At 71.0% G+C, this 17,516-nt stretch carries 15 protein-coding genes; 7 read left to right on the forward strand and 8 right to left on the reverse strand.

The features are described from left to right. Positions 1 to 160: 160 nt before the first annotated feature. The 4 genes from SSMG_RS00005 (at position 161) to SSMG_RS00020 (ending at position 6,301) form a co-directional block, all read left to right on the forward strand. Complete coding sequence (locus tag SSMG_RS00005) at positions 161 to 961, forward strand: SGNH/GDSL hydrolase family protein (RefSeq protein WP_050788094.1); 801 nt, start codon at positions 161 to 163, stop codon at positions 959 to 961. A gap of 1,610 nt (positions 962 to 2,571) precedes the next feature. After that, entirely contained in the window at positions 2,572 to 3,177 is a 606-nt protein-coding gene (locus tag SSMG_RS00010) for an RNA polymerase sigma factor (protein WP_009071544.1), read from the forward strand. After that, the gene (locus SSMG_RS44550; RefSeq protein ID WP_037712051.1) at positions 3,174 to 3,659 is read left to right on the forward strand and encodes a hypothetical protein; all 486 of its coding nucleotides are present in this window, start codon (positions 3,174 to 3,176) and stop codon (positions 3,657 to 3,659) included. Before SSMG_RS00010 ends, SSMG_RS44550 begins: the two co-directional genes overlap by 4 nt. Before the next feature lie 53 nt (positions 3,660 to 3,712). Further along, a complete protein-coding gene (locus SSMG_RS00020; RefSeq protein ID WP_037712054.1) occupies positions 3,713 to 6,301 on the forward strand; it encodes a CHAT domain-containing protein in 2,589 nt (862 codons plus the stop codon). Positions 6,302 to 6,374: 73 nt separating this feature from the next. Here the strand turns inward: SSMG_RS00020 and SSMG_RS00025 are convergent, their stop codons facing one another. Together SSMG_RS00025 and SSMG_RS00030 are read right to left on the reverse strand one after the other, a co-directional pair. Then, positions 6,375 to 7,133, reverse strand: coding sequence for a polysaccharide deacetylase family protein (locus tag SSMG_RS00025; RefSeq protein ID WP_009071551.1), 759 nt, complete (start codon positions 7,131 to 7,133; stop codon positions 6,375 to 6,377). 85 nt (positions 7,134 to 7,218) lie between these two features. After that, a complete protein-coding gene (locus SSMG_RS00030) occupies positions 7,219 to 7,665 on the reverse strand; it encodes an SRPBCC family protein (protein ID WP_009071552.1) in 447 nt (148 codons plus the stop codon). 74 nt (positions 7,666 to 7,739) lie between these two features. Between SSMG_RS00030 and SSMG_RS00035 the strand changes: the two genes are divergently transcribed. Then, a complete protein-coding gene (locus SSMG_RS00035) occupies positions 7,740 to 9,698 on the forward strand; it encodes an FUSC family protein (protein WP_009071553.1) in 1,959 nt (652 codons plus the stop codon). 123 nt (positions 9,699 to 9,821) lie between these two features. Here the strand turns inward: SSMG_RS00035 and SSMG_RS00040 are convergent, their stop codons facing one another. From SSMG_RS00040 to SSMG_RS00055, 4 genes are all read right to left on the reverse strand, one after another. Continuing rightward, complete coding sequence (locus SSMG_RS00040; protein ID WP_009071555.1) at positions 9,822 to 10,052, reverse strand: antitoxin; 231 nt, start codon at positions 10,050 to 10,052, stop codon at positions 9,822 to 9,824. Between the two features lie 65 nt (positions 10,053 to 10,117). Beyond that, positions 10,118 to 11,086: a prephenate dehydrogenase gene (locus tag SSMG_RS00045; RefSeq protein ID WP_009071557.1), complete on the reverse strand. Its 969-nt coding sequence runs from the start codon at positions 11,084 to 11,086 to the stop codon at positions 10,118 to 10,120. Between the two features lie 29 nt (positions 11,087 to 11,115). After that, entirely contained in the window at positions 11,116 to 13,122 is a 2,007-nt protein-coding gene (locus SSMG_RS00050; RefSeq protein ID WP_009071560.1) for an NADPH-dependent 2,4-dienoyl-CoA reductase, read from the reverse strand. Further along, entirely contained in the window at positions 13,119 to 13,667 is a 549-nt protein-coding gene (locus SSMG_RS00055) for a PadR family transcriptional regulator (protein WP_037716323.1), read from the reverse strand. Before SSMG_RS00055 ends, SSMG_RS00050 begins: the two co-directional genes overlap by 4 nt. Before the next feature lie 112 nt (positions 13,668 to 13,779). Between SSMG_RS00055 and SSMG_RS00060 the strand changes: the two genes are divergently transcribed. Both SSMG_RS00060 and SSMG_RS00065 read left to right on the forward strand, forming a co-directional pair. Next, positions 13,780 to 14,709, forward strand: coding sequence for a patatin family protein (locus SSMG_RS00060; protein ID WP_037712057.1), 930 nt, complete (start codon positions 13,780 to 13,782; stop codon positions 14,707 to 14,709). Between the two features lie 108 nt (positions 14,710 to 14,817). Beyond that, positions 14,818 to 15,693, forward strand: a complete 876-nt coding sequence (locus SSMG_RS00065) for a CPBP family intramembrane glutamic endopeptidase (RefSeq protein WP_009071564.1) — start codon at positions 14,818 to 14,820, stop codon at positions 15,691 to 15,693. Here the strand turns inward: SSMG_RS00065 and SSMG_RS00070 are convergent. Together SSMG_RS00070 and SSMG_RS00075 are read right to left on the reverse strand one after the other, a co-directional pair. After that, entirely contained in the window at positions 15,660 to 16,334 is a 675-nt protein-coding gene (locus SSMG_RS00070; RefSeq protein WP_009071565.1) for a response regulator transcription factor, read from the reverse strand. The two genes, SSMG_RS00065 and SSMG_RS00070, sit on opposite strands and share 34 nt — an antisense overlap. Next, positions 16,331 to 17,494, reverse strand: coding sequence for a sensor histidine kinase (locus tag SSMG_RS00075; protein ID WP_009071567.1), 1,164 nt, complete (start codon positions 17,492 to 17,494; stop codon positions 16,331 to 16,333). The genes SSMG_RS00070 and SSMG_RS00075 overlap by 4 nt, the downstream gene beginning before the upstream one ends. Positions 17,495 to 17,516 lie beyond the last annotated feature (22 nt).

Here is a 17,516-nt window from a genome sequence, read left to right on the forward strand (position 1 = left end):
GGCGGGCGGTTCTGTCGGCAGTTGCAGAATGGAGGGGGCGGAAGGTTTCTCCGCAGCTGTCCCCAGAGTTGTCCCCAGGGTTGTCCACAACTCATCGCGCCTGTGGACAACTCCCTTCGGCGGCCCGGATCTGTCGGGGTGCGTCGTTACTGTCGGAGGCATGGCAGTTCTTCGGCTGTTCCTCCTTTTCCTGATGGCACCCGTGCTGGTCGCGCAGGCGGTCCGGGTGCGTCGGACGACTCCGCGGCTTCCCGGCGCCACGGGGCCGGTCGAGGGCTCTCTCGGATCCGGGCGACCGCTGCGGCTCACCGTCATCGGCGAATCGACGGTGGACGGCGTCGGCGCGCTGACCCACGCCGACGCGCTCACCGGGCAGCTCGCGGTGGGGCTCGCCCGCGCGTATCCGGACCGGGAGGTGCAGTGGCACGCGCTGGGCATCACCGGCGCGTCCGCGCGGGTGGTTCTCGACGAACTGGTTCCACGCGTCCGGGCGGTGGACGTCGTGGTCGTCGTGCTCGGCGTGAACGACACCCTGGAGCTGCACTCGGCCGCGCGGTACCGAAGGGATCTGCTGGCGATCGTCGTCGAGGTGCGGCGAAGGGCGGGCGACGTGCCGATCGTCCTCGCGGGCGTACCGCCGCTGGCGAGTTTCCCGTCCCTGCCCCGGCCGCTGCGGGACGTGCTGGGCGCGCGGTCGGTCGCGCTCGACCAGGCGGCGCGCACTCTGACGCGGCTCCCCGGGGTCACGCACATCCCGTTGGCGCCGGGATTGCTCCGTGCGGGAATGTTCGCCGCCGACCGTTTCCATCCCGGCCCGGTCGGTTACCGCGCCTGGGCGGCCGCGCTCTCGGAGGGATTACCGATCGTCACTGACGGTTGGCATCCGGGGGAGGTGACGCCGCCGTCCCTGACCCGGCAGGTTCGCAAAAATCCCAAAAACTTTGGCGCTCCGTGTATCTAGGCGCACCCTGGATGCGTCCTATAGGGCGAACCAAGGAAAGGGAGGGCCACATGCCTGCGGATCAGAAGGGACGAGCGGCAGCCGGGAACCACCGTTCCGCCCGTCAAGACGAGCCCCGCGCCTGGGGCTAACCAGGGTGTGCAGCCGGACGGCAACCACGAGCCGTTCGACGACACCGGCACCGCCAAGTAGCCAGACGGGCGGCGCCCGGGAGCCGAGGGGGCTGCCGGACGTCGTCAGCCGGAGGGGTTCGGGGAGGAACTCTCCTCCGGCGGGGCCCGAAAGGGGAGCGGGCTCCCCTGGGGGCGGGAAGTACCGGTCGGCACGCGGAAGAGCAGCCGCTGCCGTCCGGTACGCACCCGCGCGACCGGCGACCTGCTCGGCAGAAGGGGGCGAGCAGGCCGTCGGCCGCTGCGACGCGAAAGACACTCGACAAGGACCGGCCGCCGCCGGTCCGGCAACGCGCTCGGCGCGGGTCTGGGGGACCCGGCTCCGGCCAGCCGGGTTCGGAGGGGACCCGGCTGGGCCGCCGAGCCCGCCGGAGGAGCGGAACGGCCATTCCTGGCTGGACTGGTCCGACGGGCTGGCGCGGCGGGACAGGCTCGGGGAGGGGCCTGTTCGGCTGGCGGGCTTTGCGGGCTGGTCCGGCGGAACTGGCGAACGGGTCTTGCTGACTTGTCGGGCTGAGCGGATCTCGGGGAGGGGTTCGCGAGGGCGACGGGTTGCGCGGGGCCGGTTCGGCGGATCGGCTCGCGGGCTGGTGCGGTTGGGCGGATTCGGGGAGGGATCTGTTCGGCTGGCGGGCTTTGCGGGCTGGTTCGGCGCAACCGGCGAGCGGGTCTTGCTGACTAGGCGGGCTGAGCGGATCTCGGGGAGGGGTTCGCGAGCGCGACGGGTTACGCAGGCCGGTTCGGCGGAACGGGCGGCTCGCCAGCCCGTCCGACCCAGCGGACTTCGGGGAGGAGTTCGCGCGTCAGACGGGTCGCGCGGGTCGGTCCGGATGGAGAGTTGGCTCGCGGCTCGGTTCGGCGAGGCGGGTTCGGGGAGGAATCCGCCCAGCCACATCGAGCCGGTGAGCCGACCCTCCGGAGTGGGGCAGCGGCTTCCGGGCCGGTGCGAGGCGGATTCGGGGGAGGGATCCGTCGGCCGAACCGGTCCGGCGGGGCGCGATGGGTCGTTTGGGGGACTCGTCGCGTCCGGACGGAGCTGTCGGGACACGGCCGTGCTGGAGGGGGAGCCCAGCCGGTCGTGTCCCGGCACCACGCCGGAGCAGCATCCCGCTTGACCTGCGCAAACCCCACAACCGAACAGCACGGAACCCGCACCGGAAGCCGCCCCGCCGGGCGCCACGAAAAAACTCACCCGAAAAAAGTCAGAGATTCATGTATCCCAGACCCAGTTGCCCGCTCCTCAACCAAGAGCCCACCCACCGGGCACCCGTCGTGCCCCTGGACACCGTCCGCATCATCCGTTCCACCGAAAGAGCGCGCACCATTCACGATCGATCCGGTACCCGACCGGAGAGGCGACCCGCGACGGGCCCGGCCGTGCCGACACGACCGGAGGCTTGCTCGCCCAGGTCGGCCCACCTCCGGAGTGAGGCAGCTACGGTGACCGACGTGCACACCACCGAGGTAGACCCGCCCTGGGAAGGCCTGACCGGCGCCGACCTGCACGCCGCTTGCATGGAGGCGGCGCGGGGCGGCGATCGGCGCGCGATGGCGAAACTCGTCGACGAGCTGACGCCGCTCGTGTGGCACGTCGCGCGCGCCAACGGGCTCGACCGGCAAGTGGCCGAGGACGTGGTCCAGACCGTGTGGCTCGCTCTGTTCAGCCAGCTCGCGAAGCTGCGCGACCCCCGCGCGCTCGCCGCTTGGCTGATCACCACGACTCGCCGGGAGGCGACGCGTCCCTACGGCAGGCGGGCCCAGCCGGTGCCGCTGTCGGACGAGGTCGCCGCGACGCTGGAAAGCGATCATCCCGCGCCTGAGGAGGAAGCCGTCCGCGCCGACCGGGACCGCCGGGTCTGGCGCGCCTTCCTCCGGCTGCCCGCACGCTGCCAGGAGCTGCTGCGGCTGACCGTTCTCGCCGGCCGCGCCGAGTACCGGGCGGTGGCCGAGGCCATGCAGATGCCGCGCGGCAGCGTCGGGCCCACCAGGGGCCGCTGCCTCGACTCGATGCGGGATCTGCTCGCAGGAGAAGGGGGTGCCCGGTGAGCGACCACATCGGCAGGCCGGGACACGGCCACGCGGTTCCGGACGACGAGGCCATCCTGGCCGACATCGGCCGGTTCCTCGACGAAATCGACCCGCCGCCGGACGGTCTGGTGCAGCGGGTCCAGTTCGCGCTCGAGCTCGAGAACCTCGACGTCGAGGTCGCGCGCTGGGAACGGCTCGACGAACTGGCCGGCGTGCGCAGCACGGCGACCGGCACGATCACGTTCACCGTCAGCGACCTGACCGTGATGATCAACCTGACCAAAATCGGGAAGGTGCACCGGATCGACGGCTGGCTCGCGCCCGCGGGCGCGTACGACGTGGAAGTCCGGGTCGCCGATCACGGCACGTTCGCGACGGCGACCGACGAGGGCGGCCGGTTCGTGCTCGAACGCGTTCCCTGCGGAACCACGCAGATCCTCGTGCACCTCGGAGCGGGCCCGCACCGCCGCACCGTCGTCACGCCGACCGTCGTTCTCTGAGAAACCCGGACGGGCGTTATGGAGAGTGGCGGAGGTGTGCTCCCATAGAGTCCGTGTCCGCGCCCGTCCATGATCGAACGATCGCGGCGGCGACCGATCTGTACGCGCGCGGCCGGGCCGCCGCGTCCGACCAGCGGCCCGGCATCGCGGTGCGGTTGTTCCGCAGCGCGCTCACGCGGCTGGCGCGCGTCGCCGATCCGCTGCCCGAACACCGGCAGCTGCAGGCCCGCGTCCTGGTGAGCCTCGGCGCGGCCGAGGCCGAGGTCTCCTCCACCGACGCCGGTCTCGTGCACCTCGACACCGCGCGGCAGCTTCTCGACCAGCTCCCGGAAAGCAAGGCCGTCCGCGAACTGGGTTTGCTGGCCACCGGTCAACGAGCCGTGGTGCTGATGCGCGGCGGCCGGTTCAGCGAATCGCTGGCGATGTACGACGCCGTCATCCCCGGCATGGAGGCCGAGTTCGACGACGGCCGCCGGACGATGGTCGTCGTGCTCCTGAACCGGGCGCTCGTGCACATGGCGCTGAACCAGCCGAATGCGGCGCAGGCCGACCTCGAGCGCGCGCTCGGCTTCGCCCGCGAAAACGGGCACACCCTGCTCGAAGGCAAGATCCGGCAAAATCTCGGCGACCACGCGCAGCTCATCGGCGACGTCCCGCAGGCCCTCTCCAGCTACGAACAAGCCGCGCGCATCCTCGTTACCGAATCGCCCGGTTCGATCCCGCTGATCCGGCTCGACCAGGCCCGCGCGCTGCTCACCGCGGGCCTCGCCGACGAGGCGGGCAAGCATCTCGACGAGGCGCTGCCGGCGTTGCGGGCCAACGGATCCGGCCAGCACATCGCGGAAGCCGAGGTCGCGCGGGCCGCGGCCGCGTTGCTGGAGGGCGATTTCGCGTTGGCGCGAAAGTGCGCGTCCGACGCGCGGCGCCGATTTCTCCGCCGCGGCAATCGAACGTGGGCCGAGATCGCCGGTCTGGCGCGGTACCGGGCGGAAGCGCAGCAGGTGCTGTCGGACCGGGAAGGACGCTCTACCTCGCGGTTGCCCGCCGAACTCGTCTCGAGCGCCGAACGGCTGGCCGCGCTCGGGCTGCGGGACGAGGCGGCGGTCGCGCGGCTCTTCGCGGTCCGATTGCTGATCCGCCGCAAGGAAATCGCCGAAGCTTCCCTCGTGCTCAAGCACGTGCCCGCGCCGCGCGCGACGTCGCCGGTCGACCACCGGATGCTGTTCCGGTTGTGCCGGGCGGAATTGGCGGTGGCCGAGGACCGGCCGCGCGCGGCGCTCGCGCAGGCCCGCGCCGGACTGCGCGAACTCGGCACGATCCGCGACCGGATGGGCGGGCTCGACCTGTTGTGCGGCACGGCCGTGCACGGCGAGGAACTCGGCAGGCTGGCGATGCGGCTCGTGCTGCGGCGCGCGCGGCGGAACGCGGCGGGCGCGCGGAGGATGTTCGCCTGGCTCGAACGCACCCGGGCGCAGGTTTACCGGTACGAACCGCTGCCGGTGATCGAGGATCCGGTGCTGGCCAAGCACATGAACGAGATGCGGCACGTCCAGCGCACCATTCAGCGCGCCCGGCTGGAGGGCGAGCCGGTGAAGGCGCTGGAGCAGCGGTATGCCGAACTGCAGCGCGAGGCGAGCCGGCTCGGCTGGTACACGAGCCAGTGGGGCCGTCCGCGTCCGGTCGCGACGCCGGACGAGGTCGTCGTCGCGCTCGGCGACCGCGTGCTGGTGAGCTTGGTGCCGTACAACAACCAGCTGTACTCCGTGGTCGTCGACCGCGGGACGTTCCGGCTGCTCAAACTGGGCCCGCTGGACGACATCGTGGAGACCGCGACTCAGCTGCACGCCGACCTCGACGCGCTCGCGCCGGACCATCTGCCGCCGATGATGGCCGAAACGGTGTCCGCGTCCGCGCGCCGCCGGGCCGAGAAGCTCGACGCGCTGATTTCCGCGTCGCTGGTCAAAACTCTCGACGACCGCGAGCTGGTGATCGTCCCGATCGGCCAGCTCTACGCGATGCCCTGGGGTGCGTTGCCGTCGCTGCGCGGGCATCCGGTGTCGATCGCGCCCTCGGCGACCGCGTGGATCACCGCGAAACGTCCGGCGGAGGACGGTCCGGTGCTGCTGGCGGGCGGTCCGGGCGTGCCGGGCGCGGTCGGCGAGGTGAGCAAGCTGCGCTCGGTCTACCCGGACGCGCAGCTGGTCGAGGGCGACGACGCGACGAGTGCCACGGTCCTGACCGCGCTGGACGGAACCCGCTTGGCGCACCTGGTCGCGCACGGCGCGCACGAACCGGCGAACGCGCTGTTCTCCCGCGTCGAACTGGTGGACGGCCCGCTGTTCGCGCACGAGACGACCCGGCTCGCGAACCCGCCGGAGCGCGTCGTGCTGGCCGCGTGCGAGCTGGCGATGAGCCACATCCGGCCGGGCGAGGAAGCGCTGGGCTTCGCCGGAACGCTCCTGGCGAGCGGCTCGAAGACGGTCATCGGCGCGGTCGCGCGAGTCGGCGACCGGGCAGCGGCGGACACGATGGCGGACCTGCACCGCCGGCTCGCCGAGGGGACCTCGCCCGCGTTGGCCCTGGCGGAAGCGATCGCGGTGGACCCGATGCGGCGGCCGTTCGTGTGCCTCGGAGCTGGCTGAGCGCCGGGTCTCGTGAGCGGCTACGCCGGTTAGAACCGGCGTGCGCACTCACGAGCGGGTGCGAGGTGTCGGCTCAGCCCAGGAAGTCGGCCAGCGGGACCGGCGTCAGGCCGTCCTGCTTGGCCCGGGCGATGAAGGCTTCGTAGTCTTCCTTGAAGGTCTTGCGGAAGTGCATCAGCACGATGTCGCCCGGGCGGAGCTTGTCGCCGGACTGGAACTGGACGACGCCGTCGTTCACCGAGGCCGTCCACAGGACCGACGCGCGCATGCCGCACATCGCCGCGGCCTTCAGCGTGTTCTGGTCGTAGTTGCCGAACGGCGGGCGGAACAGCGTCGGGCGGATGCCGAGCGAGGCCTGGAAATCGTCCGCGTCGTCGCAGATTTCCTTTTTCTGGAAGTCGAGCGGTTTGCCCTTGAGGTTCGGATGGTTGACCGTGTGGTCGCCGAGCACCGCGCCGGTCGAGTCCAGGATGGCCTTGAAGTACGCCTCGTGGCCCTTCACGTACCGGTTGTTCAGGAACAGCACCGGATGCCCGCCGGACTGCTGGATCAGGCTCAGCGCCGAGGGGTCCTTCACCGCGCCGTCGTCCATCGTGATGAAGACGTACGGCTTGTCGGTCTGGATGCGGCGGACCACGGGGACCTTGCCGTCCTGGATCGGCGCGACCTTCTGCTGCACGGTCCCGAACGGGTACGGCCCGGGCGGCGGACCCGGCGTCCGGGCGCCCGGCGCGGGGTTCGCCTGTTCCGGGGGTTGACTCGAATCCGGACCGGAGCATGCCGAGAGCACGAGCAAACCGGCCAATGCCGCCGCCAGCAATCGCTTCGCCATGCCGCTTCCTTTCCCTCGGGGTCACCCGAGGGGATGACGTCTCTGCTCCGGTCTTCGTTGATCGTTGTGGTGCAACGCACCTCGGTCAGGCAGCACGCTCGCCTGCTTTCGCCAGCTTCGTGGCCAGGAGTCCGATCACCCCGCGCAACGCCGCGAGGGCGGCCGGACCCGTTCCGGGGATGCCTTCGGTGAACGAACCCGACCACCTGAGGTCCGTGCCGCCGGCGGCGTTCGGGGTGAACGCCACCTCCGCACGATAGTCGCGGACCGGGCCGAAACCGTCGAACGCGTAGCCGTGCCGTCGATCCGGTACGTATTCGACGGTCTTCTCGCGCAGGAGAACCGGCCACAATCCGACTTCCCGGACAGCGCCGACGCCGCCGTCGTCGCCCAGCTCCGCCCACCGGGCCTGCCACACGAGCGGCCGCGCCCACGTCGACCACCGCGGCCCGTCGCTTTCCAGCCGGAACAGCACCGGCGGGGCGGCGGCGCTCACGCGGTTGACCTCGAACGAGTACCTGCGACCCGCCATGAAAGCTCCCTGAAGACGTTGTTGACCGTGCGACAAATCAATCCCGGACGGCCCCGGTAGGTCAAGATGGTGCGGTGAGCCGCCCCGATTTCGCCGCGCCGCACTGGCTGACGCAGCTTCTGCGTTCCAAACCGGTTCCCATTCCGTGGAACATGGTCGCTCGCGCGGTGGTCGCGCTGGCGACTCCGCTGGCGGTCGCGTACGCGGCGGGCGACATCGCGGTGGGCGCGCTGATCTCCACCGGCGCGCTGCCGACCGTGCTGTCCGAGGCGGCCGGGGCCTACCGCTACCGCGCGCGACGGCTGGGCGGGGCGACGTTCGCGGCCGGGATCGGGTACCTCGTCGGGCTCCTGACCGGCGGCATGCCCGCCTGGTCGATCCCGGCGATCGTGGTCATCGCGGCGGTTTCCGCGCTCATCAGCGCCGCGGGCAGCAACGCTTCGGTGGCTGGGCTGCAGATGTTCGTCTTTTGCGTGCTCGGCACCGCGCAGCACGCGACCGGCGTACGCACCGAAGTGCTCTTTGGCTACTTCTGCGCGGGCGCTGGCTGGGGACTGCTGGTCGCGCTCGGCACCTGGACGCTCCGCGCGACGAGCCCTGAACGCACCGCCGTCGCGCAGGTCTACATCGAACTCGCGGCGATGCTGTCGGCGGAAGACGAACCGACTTCGCGGGTCGCGCGCCACCAGCTGACCACCGCGATGAGCACGGCGTACGACCGGTTGCTCGTCGCGCGCTCGTGGCTGTCCGGGAGAGACGCGGCGTATCGCCGGTTGCTGAACCGGCTGTCCGCGACAACGCCCGCGGTCGAGGCGTCGGTGGCGATGGTGAACGCCGGACAGCGCGCGCCGGACGAGGTGATCGACTACCTGACCCGCGTGGCCGCGTCAGTGCTCGCGAATCAGCCGCTGCCGCCCGCGCCCGAGTTGCGGGACGAGAACGCCGACGCGGTCGTCAGCGCGCTCTACGCCGGACTGGCGCGGATCGGGAAGCTCGACGACCGCAAGCGCCGCAAGAAAGTCTCGTTGCTGCGCCGCCTGCGCCAGTGGGCGAGCGGGTTGTCCGGCCCGCTGACCTGGCTGGCGACGCTGCGGCTCACGCTGTGCGTCGCGGTCGCCGAAGTGGTGGCGCTGATGGTGCCTTTCGAGCGGTCGTACTGGATCACGCTCACCGTCGGCGTGGTGCTGAAACCGGACTTCGGCTCGGTGTTCGGCCGCGCGGTGCTGCGCGGGATGGGCACCGTCGTGGGCGTCGGGATCGGCGCGGTGGTGCTGGCGTTCGGCGCGCGCGGCTGGGTGCTGGTGGTGCTGATCGCGGTGTTCGCCGGCGGGGCCGCGGTGGGGAAGGTGCGCAACTACGGGATGCTCGGCACGTTCGTGACGCCGCTGATCATCCTGCAGATGGACCTCGCCAACACCGGCAGCTGGCCCGTCGTGCTGGCGCGGCTGGTCGACACCGTGATCGGCTGCGTGATCGTGCTCGTCTTCGGCTACCTGCTGTGGCCGGGTTCGCGGCGGCCGACCGTCGGCGGACGGTTGGCGGACAGTTTCGACACGGTCGCCGAGTACGTCCGCACCGCGATGGTGCTGACCTCGACCGCCGAATCCCGGCTCGCCCGGTCGCGGGCCCGGCGCGCGGCGTACCGCGCGCTCGCGGACCTGCGGACGGCGTTTCAGCAGGTGATCGTGGAGCCGTCGCCGGCGGGACGGCAGGCGGTGGCGTGGTGGCCGGTGATCGCGGGGCTGGAGCGCGTGACCGACGCGGTGACCGAGGTCGGCGTGACGATCGGCGAGGGCGCCCCGGCGCCGTCGCCCGCGGACATCGAGCTGCTCACGGACGCGTTGGCGGAGCTGGCTTCCGCGGTCCGCGAGCAGCGGGACCCGGATTCCGTGCCGATGCCGGACAACCCCCGCCTCGCCGGGGTGGTGGACCAGCTCGGCTCGACCTTCGACGCGGTCCGCGGGCCGGACCTGGTGGAACGCTCGCCGCTGCGGCTGGTGCGCCGGTTCCTGCCGTACCACCGGCGCACCTGAGCCGGTCCGAAGCGCCCCAATGCCACATTGGGTGCGTGGGACGCACCGAATGTGGCGTTGGGTGCGTGGGATGCACCCAATGCCACATTGGGGCGCAACCGGGCCCAACCTGGAGGCGGAGGGTTACTGCTGTCCGCCGCCCTCGGGCTTCTCGCCGCCTTCGTCGTGCTTGCCGGTGACCTTGCCGAGCAGGTCCTTGGCCTTGTCGACGCCGCCGTCGATCTGCGAATCGTGGCCGCTGACCTTGGACTTCGCGAATTCAGCCGCCTTCTCGAGACCCTGCTCGAGCTTGCCGCTGTTCTCGCGCAGCGCCTCGGTCGCCTTGTTCTTGAGCTCGTCGAAGTTGATGCCCATCGAATGCCTCCCCGGGGTTGGGATTGAGAGGATTCAATCGTCACACACCAGGCGTTCCAGGCAAGTCAAGACACTTCGCCGAGTGCGACGGCCCCGTCCAGGCCGGTGATCCGGCCGCCGCGTTCGCCGAGCGCGACGAGGCCTTCGCGGGCGTCGGCGGCGGTGAGATCGATGCGGACGCCGGACAACGCCGCGTCGCGGGCCGCTTCCAGCGCGAGGGCGCCTTCGTGACCTGCGTTGATGGTCGCGGCGAGGCCTCCGGTCGAGGCGAGCGAACCGCGGGCCGCGCCGAGGCGGCCGAGTGCGTCGTCGACGATCGGGAGCAGGGCGTCGCGGTTGCCTTCGGTCATCGCGCGCACCAGGTCCGGCGACGATCCGGCCACGCGGGTGCCGTCGCGGAACGAACCGGCGGCCAGCGACATCGCGAGCGGGCCGCCCTGCGCGCCGACCGAGGCGAGGATCGCGGCGAACAGGTGCGGCAGGTGCGAGATCCGGGCGACCGTCTCGTCGTGCGAATCGGCGGGCAGCGGCACGGCGTGCGCGCCGACGTCCAGAACGAGCCGGGTGACCTCGGCCCACGCCGTGAGGTCGGTTTCCTCTTCGACGCCGACGACCCACGCCGCGTCGCGGAAGAGCATCGTGTCGCCGGCCAGCCAGCCGGAGTGCGAGGTGCCCGCCATCGGATGCCCGCCGACGTAGCGCGTGTACGGCGCGCGCCTGCGGACGGCGTCGAGCATCGGGCCCTTCACGCTGACCACGTCGGTCAGGAGGCAGTGCGACGCGTGTTGCGCGACTTGGCGCAGCAGGTTCTCCACCGCGGGCAGCGGCACCGCGATGACCACGATCGCGTCCGCGGCCGCCGCGCGTTGCAGGGCGGCTTCGGCGTCGGTGGTGACGTCGTAGCCGCCGCGGCTCGCCGCGTCAGCGTCCACTTCGGACACTGTGGTTCCCCATACGGTCCTGCCGCTCGCCGCGGCGGCTCGCAGCAGCGATCCGCCGATGAGCCCGAGCCCGATTACGCATACGTCTCGCACGGGGCCATCCTGCCAGTGCGCGCAAGCGGCTACAGGATCGCGGCCAGCCGGGTGCCCTGGTCGATCGCCCGTTTGGCGTCGAGTTCGCGGGCTTCGTCGGCCCCGCCGACGAGGTGCACCGGCACGTCGCCGAGCGCGTCGGCGAGTTCCCGCACGGATTCCTGGCCAGCGCAGACCACGACGGTGTCGACCTCAAGCAGCCGCGGTTTCCCGTCGACCGTGAGGTGCAGACCGGCGTCGTCGATCCGGTCGTAGGAGACGCCGCTGATCTTTTCCACGCCCTTCGCGCGCAGGGCCGCGCGGTGCACCCAGCCGGACGTCTTGCCGAGCCCGGCCCCGATCGGCGACTTCTTGCGCTGCAGCAGGTAGACCTGCCGCGGCGACGGTTCCGGCTTCGGCTTCGCCAGTCCGCCGGGCGCGAGCGCGGGATCGGTGACGCCCCATTCGGCCATCCAGGCGTCGCGATCCAACGCGGGCGACGAACTGTGCGTGAGGAATTCGCTGACGTCCACGCCGATGCCGCCCGCGCCGATCACCGCGACGCGTTCGCCGACCGGTTTGCCGTGCCGCACGACGTCGACGTACGAGAGCACCTTCGGATGGTCGATCCCGGGCAGCGCCGGGACCCGCGGCGTGACGCCGGTGGCCAGCACGACCTCGTCGAACCCGGTCAGGTCGGCGGCGGTCGCCCGGGTGCCGAGCCGCACCTTGACGCCGGTGACCTCCAGCCGCCGGGTGTAGTACCGGATGGTCTCGGCGAACTCCTCCTTGCCCGGAATCCGTTGCGCGATCCCGAACTGGCCGCCGATTTCGTCGTCGGCCTCGAACAGTTCGACGTCGTGTCCGCGTTCGCCGAGCGCGGTCGCGGTGGCGAGCCCGGCCGGCCCGGCCCCGACGACGGCGATCCGCTTGACCCGCCGGGCCGGCAGGAGATTCAGCGTCGTCTCGTGCCCGGCCCGCGGATTCACCATGCAGGACACCGGTTTCCGGCTGAACGCGTGGTCGAGGCAGGCCTGGTTGCACGCGATGCAGGTGTTGATCTCGTCCGTGCGGCCGGTTTCGGCCTTGCGGATCCAGTCCGGGTCGGCGAGCAGCGGCCGGGCCATCGAGACCAGGTCCGCGTCGCCGTCCGCGAGCGCTTGCTCCGCGACGTGCGGCAGGTTGATCCGGTTGGAGGTCACCACCGGCACCGAAACGTGCGGCTTCAGCTTGCCGGTGACCCAGGTGAACGCGCCACGCGGCACCGACGTGACGATCGTCGGCACGCGCGCTTCGTGCCAGCCGATGCCGGTGTTGATGATCGTGGCCCCGGCCGCCTCGACGTCGCGGGCCAGCGCGACGACGTCGCCCCAGCTCTGTCCGCCTTCGACGAGGTCGAGCATGGACAGCCGGTAAATGATGATGAAGTTCGGCCCGACCTTTTCCCTGGTACGGCGGACAATCTCGACGGCGAACCTGCGGCGCTTCTCCGCGGTGCCGCCCCACGCGTCGGTGCGCCGATTGGTGCGTTCGGCGAGGAACTGGTTGATCAGATAGCCCTCGGAACCCATGATCTCGACGCCGTCGTACCCGGCGTCGCGGGCCAGCGCCGCGCAATCGGCGAACGCGCGAATGGTGCGGTGCACGCCGTACGAGGTGAGCGCGCGCGGGCGGAACGGGTTGATCGGCGCTTTGCGGCTCGACGCGGAAACGCTCAGCGGGTGGTAGGCGTAGCGGCCGGCGTGCAGAATCTGCAGCGCGATCTTGCCGCCCTCCGCGTGCACCGCGCTCGTCAGCAGTTGGTGCTGCTTCGCCTCGGCGGGCGTGGACAGCTTCGAGGCCAACGGCAACAGCCAGCCGGTGCGGTTCGGCGCGAACCCGCCGGTGACGATCAGCCCGACCCCGCCGCGCGCGCGTTCGGCGTAATACTCGGCCAGCTGCGGAAAACGGGACGCCCGGTCCTCCAGACCGGTGTGCATCGAGCCCATCAGGACGCGGTTGCGCAGCGTCGTGAAGCCGAGATCGAGCGGGGACAGCAGGTTCGGGTACTCGGTCATCGTCCGTCCTTCTGGTCGGCCCGCAACGCGGTCAGGATTTCTTCCAGCCACTCGACCTGGCCTTCTTCGACCCGGATTCCGCCGCGCAGCACGAGGTACTGGTGCAGCGAACGGCCGCGGAGCCGGTCCGGGGCGGGGAAGTCACGCTTCTCGATCTGGTGGTACAGCTCGAGCCGCTCGGCGTGCGCGTCGCGGTGCCGGGTGATCTCGGCGGCGACCGCTTCGGGGTCGCCGAACGACGCCCCGCGCAGCTTCACCGCCAGCTCTTGCGGCCCAGCCTGCGGAGAGGGTTCAGCGAGCCAACGCCGCAACTCGACCCGGCCCGGCTCCGCGACGGTGTAGACCTTCTTGTCCGGCCGCCCGTCCTGAACCACGACGTCGACCGCGACCTGACCGGCCTCCTCCATCCGCTTCAGCACGCGGTAAATCTGCTGGTGAGAGGCACTCCAGAACAGCCCGATGGACTTCTCGAACCGGCGCGCCAGCTCGTACCCCGAGCCGGAGCGTTCCGAGAGCGAGACGAGGATCGCGTGCTCCAGTGCCATGCCGGACAGTGTCATATGCAACTAGGTGCAGTGCAACTGAGTGCAATCCAGGTCACCCGCAGAGGGGGCAAAACGGGTCGATCCACCCCGCGGAAAGAACCAAGATGGAGGGGTGGATCCGGTTCTCGAACTGCTCGCCGCCCGTATCGCCGAAGGCAGCGTGCCCGGGCGGCGGACGGACGGCCGTCGGCTCGCGCTCGCCGTCGAGGGCGGGAGCAGTCGGGGCACGTATTCGAGCGGGATGGTGCTCGCGCTGGAAGAACTCGGGGCCGCACTGGCCTTCGACGACGTTTACGGGGCCTCCGCCGGTGCGCTGAACGCCGCGTGGTTGTTGTGCGGGCGCTCGCGGACCGGCGTGCGGACCTGGTGGAACCCGGCTGTCATGCGGCGGATCATCAACCCCTTGCACACCCTTCGCGGGCGCGCGGTGATCGATCTCGAGTATCTCGTCCACCAGGTCTACTCGGTCCTCGAACCGATGGATTTCCCCGCGATCCTGGCGAATCCGGTCGGCTTCCATCCGCTCGCCACCGACGCCGACACCGGTGAGTCGACCGATCTGCGGCCGTTCATCGAGGACGTCGACGGGATCAAAACGGCGCTCGCGGCGTCGTCGTGCATGCCGGTGCTGGCCGGGCCGCCGATCGCGATGGGCGGGCGGCGGTTCGTGGACGCGGGGATCGCCGAGCCGCTGCCGTTTCGTACCGCGTTGGCGCAGGGGGCGACGGACGTTCTGGTGTTGCGCACCCGGCGCGAGGACGAACATCCGGTGCCGCCGCCGCGCGTGCAGGACGTCGTGGTGCCGCGCTTTCTCCGTCGCCACGCGCCGGGTGCCATCGATGCTTGGCGCACGCAGTATCACCGGGATCTGGAGGACGAACGCCAGTTGCGGGAAGATCCGCGGCTGGCGAGTGTGCGGCCGCCCGCTGGGGCACCGGATGTTGTTGTGCTGGAACGGGATCCGGCGGTGCTGCGCCGTGCGGTGGAATTGGGGCGGGACGCGGTTTACGCGGCGTTGGAGGGCCTGCGCCGGGCGTCCTGAACCGGCCGGGTCCCTCGCAAGAGCTACCCGAGGTGTCCGTTCTCGAGGGATTTCCGCGGTCTCCGTGCTGCCTAGCGTTCGGTGCATCGAGCGAAAGGACGCACTGACATGGATTCCCAGACCGCGAACCCCGCAGTCGGATGGCGGAAGTTCCGTTTTCCGTTGTTGATCGTGGCAATGGCAGCGCTCATGGTGGCCGCCGGAGCGTTGAACTCCGCATTGACCGGCCTCGGGGTGCTGGAGTTCGCGATCGGCGTCGGCACCGCGGCCGCGGCGCTGTGGTGCTATCTCCGGCTGAGCCGGGTCGTGGAGCAGCGGCCGGTCGCCGAGTTGTCGCCCGCCAACGCACGTGCGGGGGTGCTGCGCGGAATGGCGATCGGTGCGGCGGCCTTCGTCGCCACCATGCTGCTGGTACTCATCTTCGGTGGCGTGGACGGGTTTTCCGGCGGTTCGTTCTGGGGTTTCACGGCGACGGCCGGGCTGATGGCGTCCGTCGCGGTGACGGAGGAACTGCTTTTCCGCGGAGTGCTGTTCCGCATCGTCGAACGGTGGCTGGGCACCTGGGGCGCCTTGGCCCTGTCCGCGATCCTCTTCGGTGTCGCGCATCTGGTGAACCCGGGCGCTTCGCTGTGGGGCGCGCTCGCCATCGCGGTCGAGGCTGGCCTCATGCTCGGCGCGGCCTACGTCGCCACCCGCACGCTGTGGCTGCCGATCGGCCTGCATTTCGCGTGGAATCTCGCTGAGGGAGGCGTTTTCGGCACCACGGTGTCCGGCGCGGACGGCGGGGCCGGCAGCCTCCTGCATACTCTGCTGTCCGGTCCGGACGTGGTGACCGGCGGGGCGTTCGGTCCGGAGGCGAGCATTTTCGCCGTGCTGGTCTGCGCCGTGCCGACGGTCTTTTTCCTTCGCTCGGCCGCGCGCCGGGGCCGGATCGTGCCGTTGCGCGGGCGTCAGTCGCGATCGGACACCAGTCCGGTCCGGTAGGCCAGCACCACCGCCTGGACGCGATCGCGCAGGTCGAGTTTGGCCAGGATGCGCGACACGTAGGTCTTCACGGTTTCGATGCTGAGCACCAGTTCTTCCGCGATTTCCGCATTGGACAGTCCGCGGGCGAGCTGGACGAGCACCTCCCGCTCCCTCGGCGTGAGGTGTTCGAGCGGACCGGGACCGGCGGCCGAGGCGGGGCGGATCCGGTCGGCGAACTGCCCGATCAGGGCGCGGGTCACGGTCGGCGCGAGCAGTGCTTCGCCGCGGGCGACCGTGCGCACCGCGTTGACGAGTTCGGCCGGTTGCGCGTCCTTCAGCAGGAAACCGCTCGCCCCGGCGCGCAGCGCGGAGAAGACGTACTCGTCGATGTTGAAGGTGGTCACCACGAGCACCTTCGCCGGATTCGCCGAGCCGGGGCCGACCAGCCGCCGGGTCACCTCGATGCCGTCGAGGAACGGCATCTGGATGTCCATCACGATGACGTCCGGGCGCAGCTTTTCGGCGGCGGCGAGCGCGGCGGGACCGTCTTCGGCCTCGCCGACCACCTCCAGGTCCGGTTGCGCGCCGAAGATCGTCACGTAACCCGCGCGGATCAGCGCTTGGTCCTCGCACACCAGCACCCGCACGCGCTCGGTCATGGCTCTCTCCTCGCTGGAATCCGGGCGTGCACCCGGAAACGGCCGTCCGGTCCGGCCCCGGCGGTGAGTTCGCCGCCGACCTCCCGGACCCGGTCTCGCAGGCCGTCGAGTCCGCGTCCGCCGGACAGCCCGTCGGCGGTTCCCGGCGTGGTGCCTTCGGTCGTCACTTCGAGGTCGACCTCCTCCGGCCGATTGCCGATCCGGACCGTCGTCGGTCGTCCGGTGGCGTATTTGACGGCGTTGGTCAACGCCTCCTGCACCACCCGGTAGGCGGTGAGCCCGGCTTCCGCGGACAGTTCCGGCCGATCTCCTTCTTCGGCGAACTCGATTGGCTGTCCGCCGATCCGGGCCCTGCGCACGAGGTCGGACACCGAACGCAGCGACGGGGGTTCCCGGTCCGGGACCCGCTCGCCGGTCGCTTCGAGCACTCCCAGCAGCGAACGCAGTTCGCGCAGCGCCTCCCGGCCGGACTCGCCGATGCTGCCCAATGCCTCGGTGACCCGCGCCGGAGACTCGACGAGGACCTGAGCGGCGCCGGACTGGACGACCATGGCGGTCACGTGATGGCTCACCACGTCGTGGAGTTCCCGCGCGATCCGGGCGCGTTCGGCCGCCGCGGCGGCGTCGGCTTCGAGCCGCCGTCGCTGGGCTTCCGCGATTCGCCGGCCGCGGACGAGCCCGCCGATGACCGCCGCCGCGGCCAGCGCGGCGTAGAAGACGACCGCGTCGATCGGGCGTTCGGGCGAGCCGCGCAGCCGCAGGACGAGGTAGAACACCGCGTAGACCGCGGAAGCGCCGAGCGCCAGCGGGATCCGGAACCGGCGCTGGTGCGCGCCCGCCGAGTAGAGCGCGAACACCAAGGCGAGGCCGCCGAAAGTCGCGTCGTAGCCCAGGGATTCGTAGCAGGCGAACGACAGGCCGGTCACCGTCAAGCACGCCGCGGGCCAGCGCGTGCGGACGGCGAGCGGCACGGTCATGCCCAAGGTGAGCAGCACCGATCCCGCGTCGGGCGCGCGGGACGGCAGGCCGCCGAAAGTGGTGCCGATCAAGGAAAGCGGCGGCGTGAAAGCCAGAACGGTCACCAGCGCCGCGAGCCATCGGTCGGCTACCGCGGCGTCGCGCACGGCTCTGCTGATCCACTCCGCCGGGCGCGTCGACATGTCCGCAGCCTAGTGCTCGCGC

Origin of the sequence: Streptomyces sp. AA4 (assembly GCF_000158875.1) — a bacterium.
In the GTDB taxonomy this organism is placed as follows: domain Bacteria; phylum Actinomycetota; class Actinomycetes; order Mycobacteriales; family Pseudonocardiaceae; genus Amycolatopsis.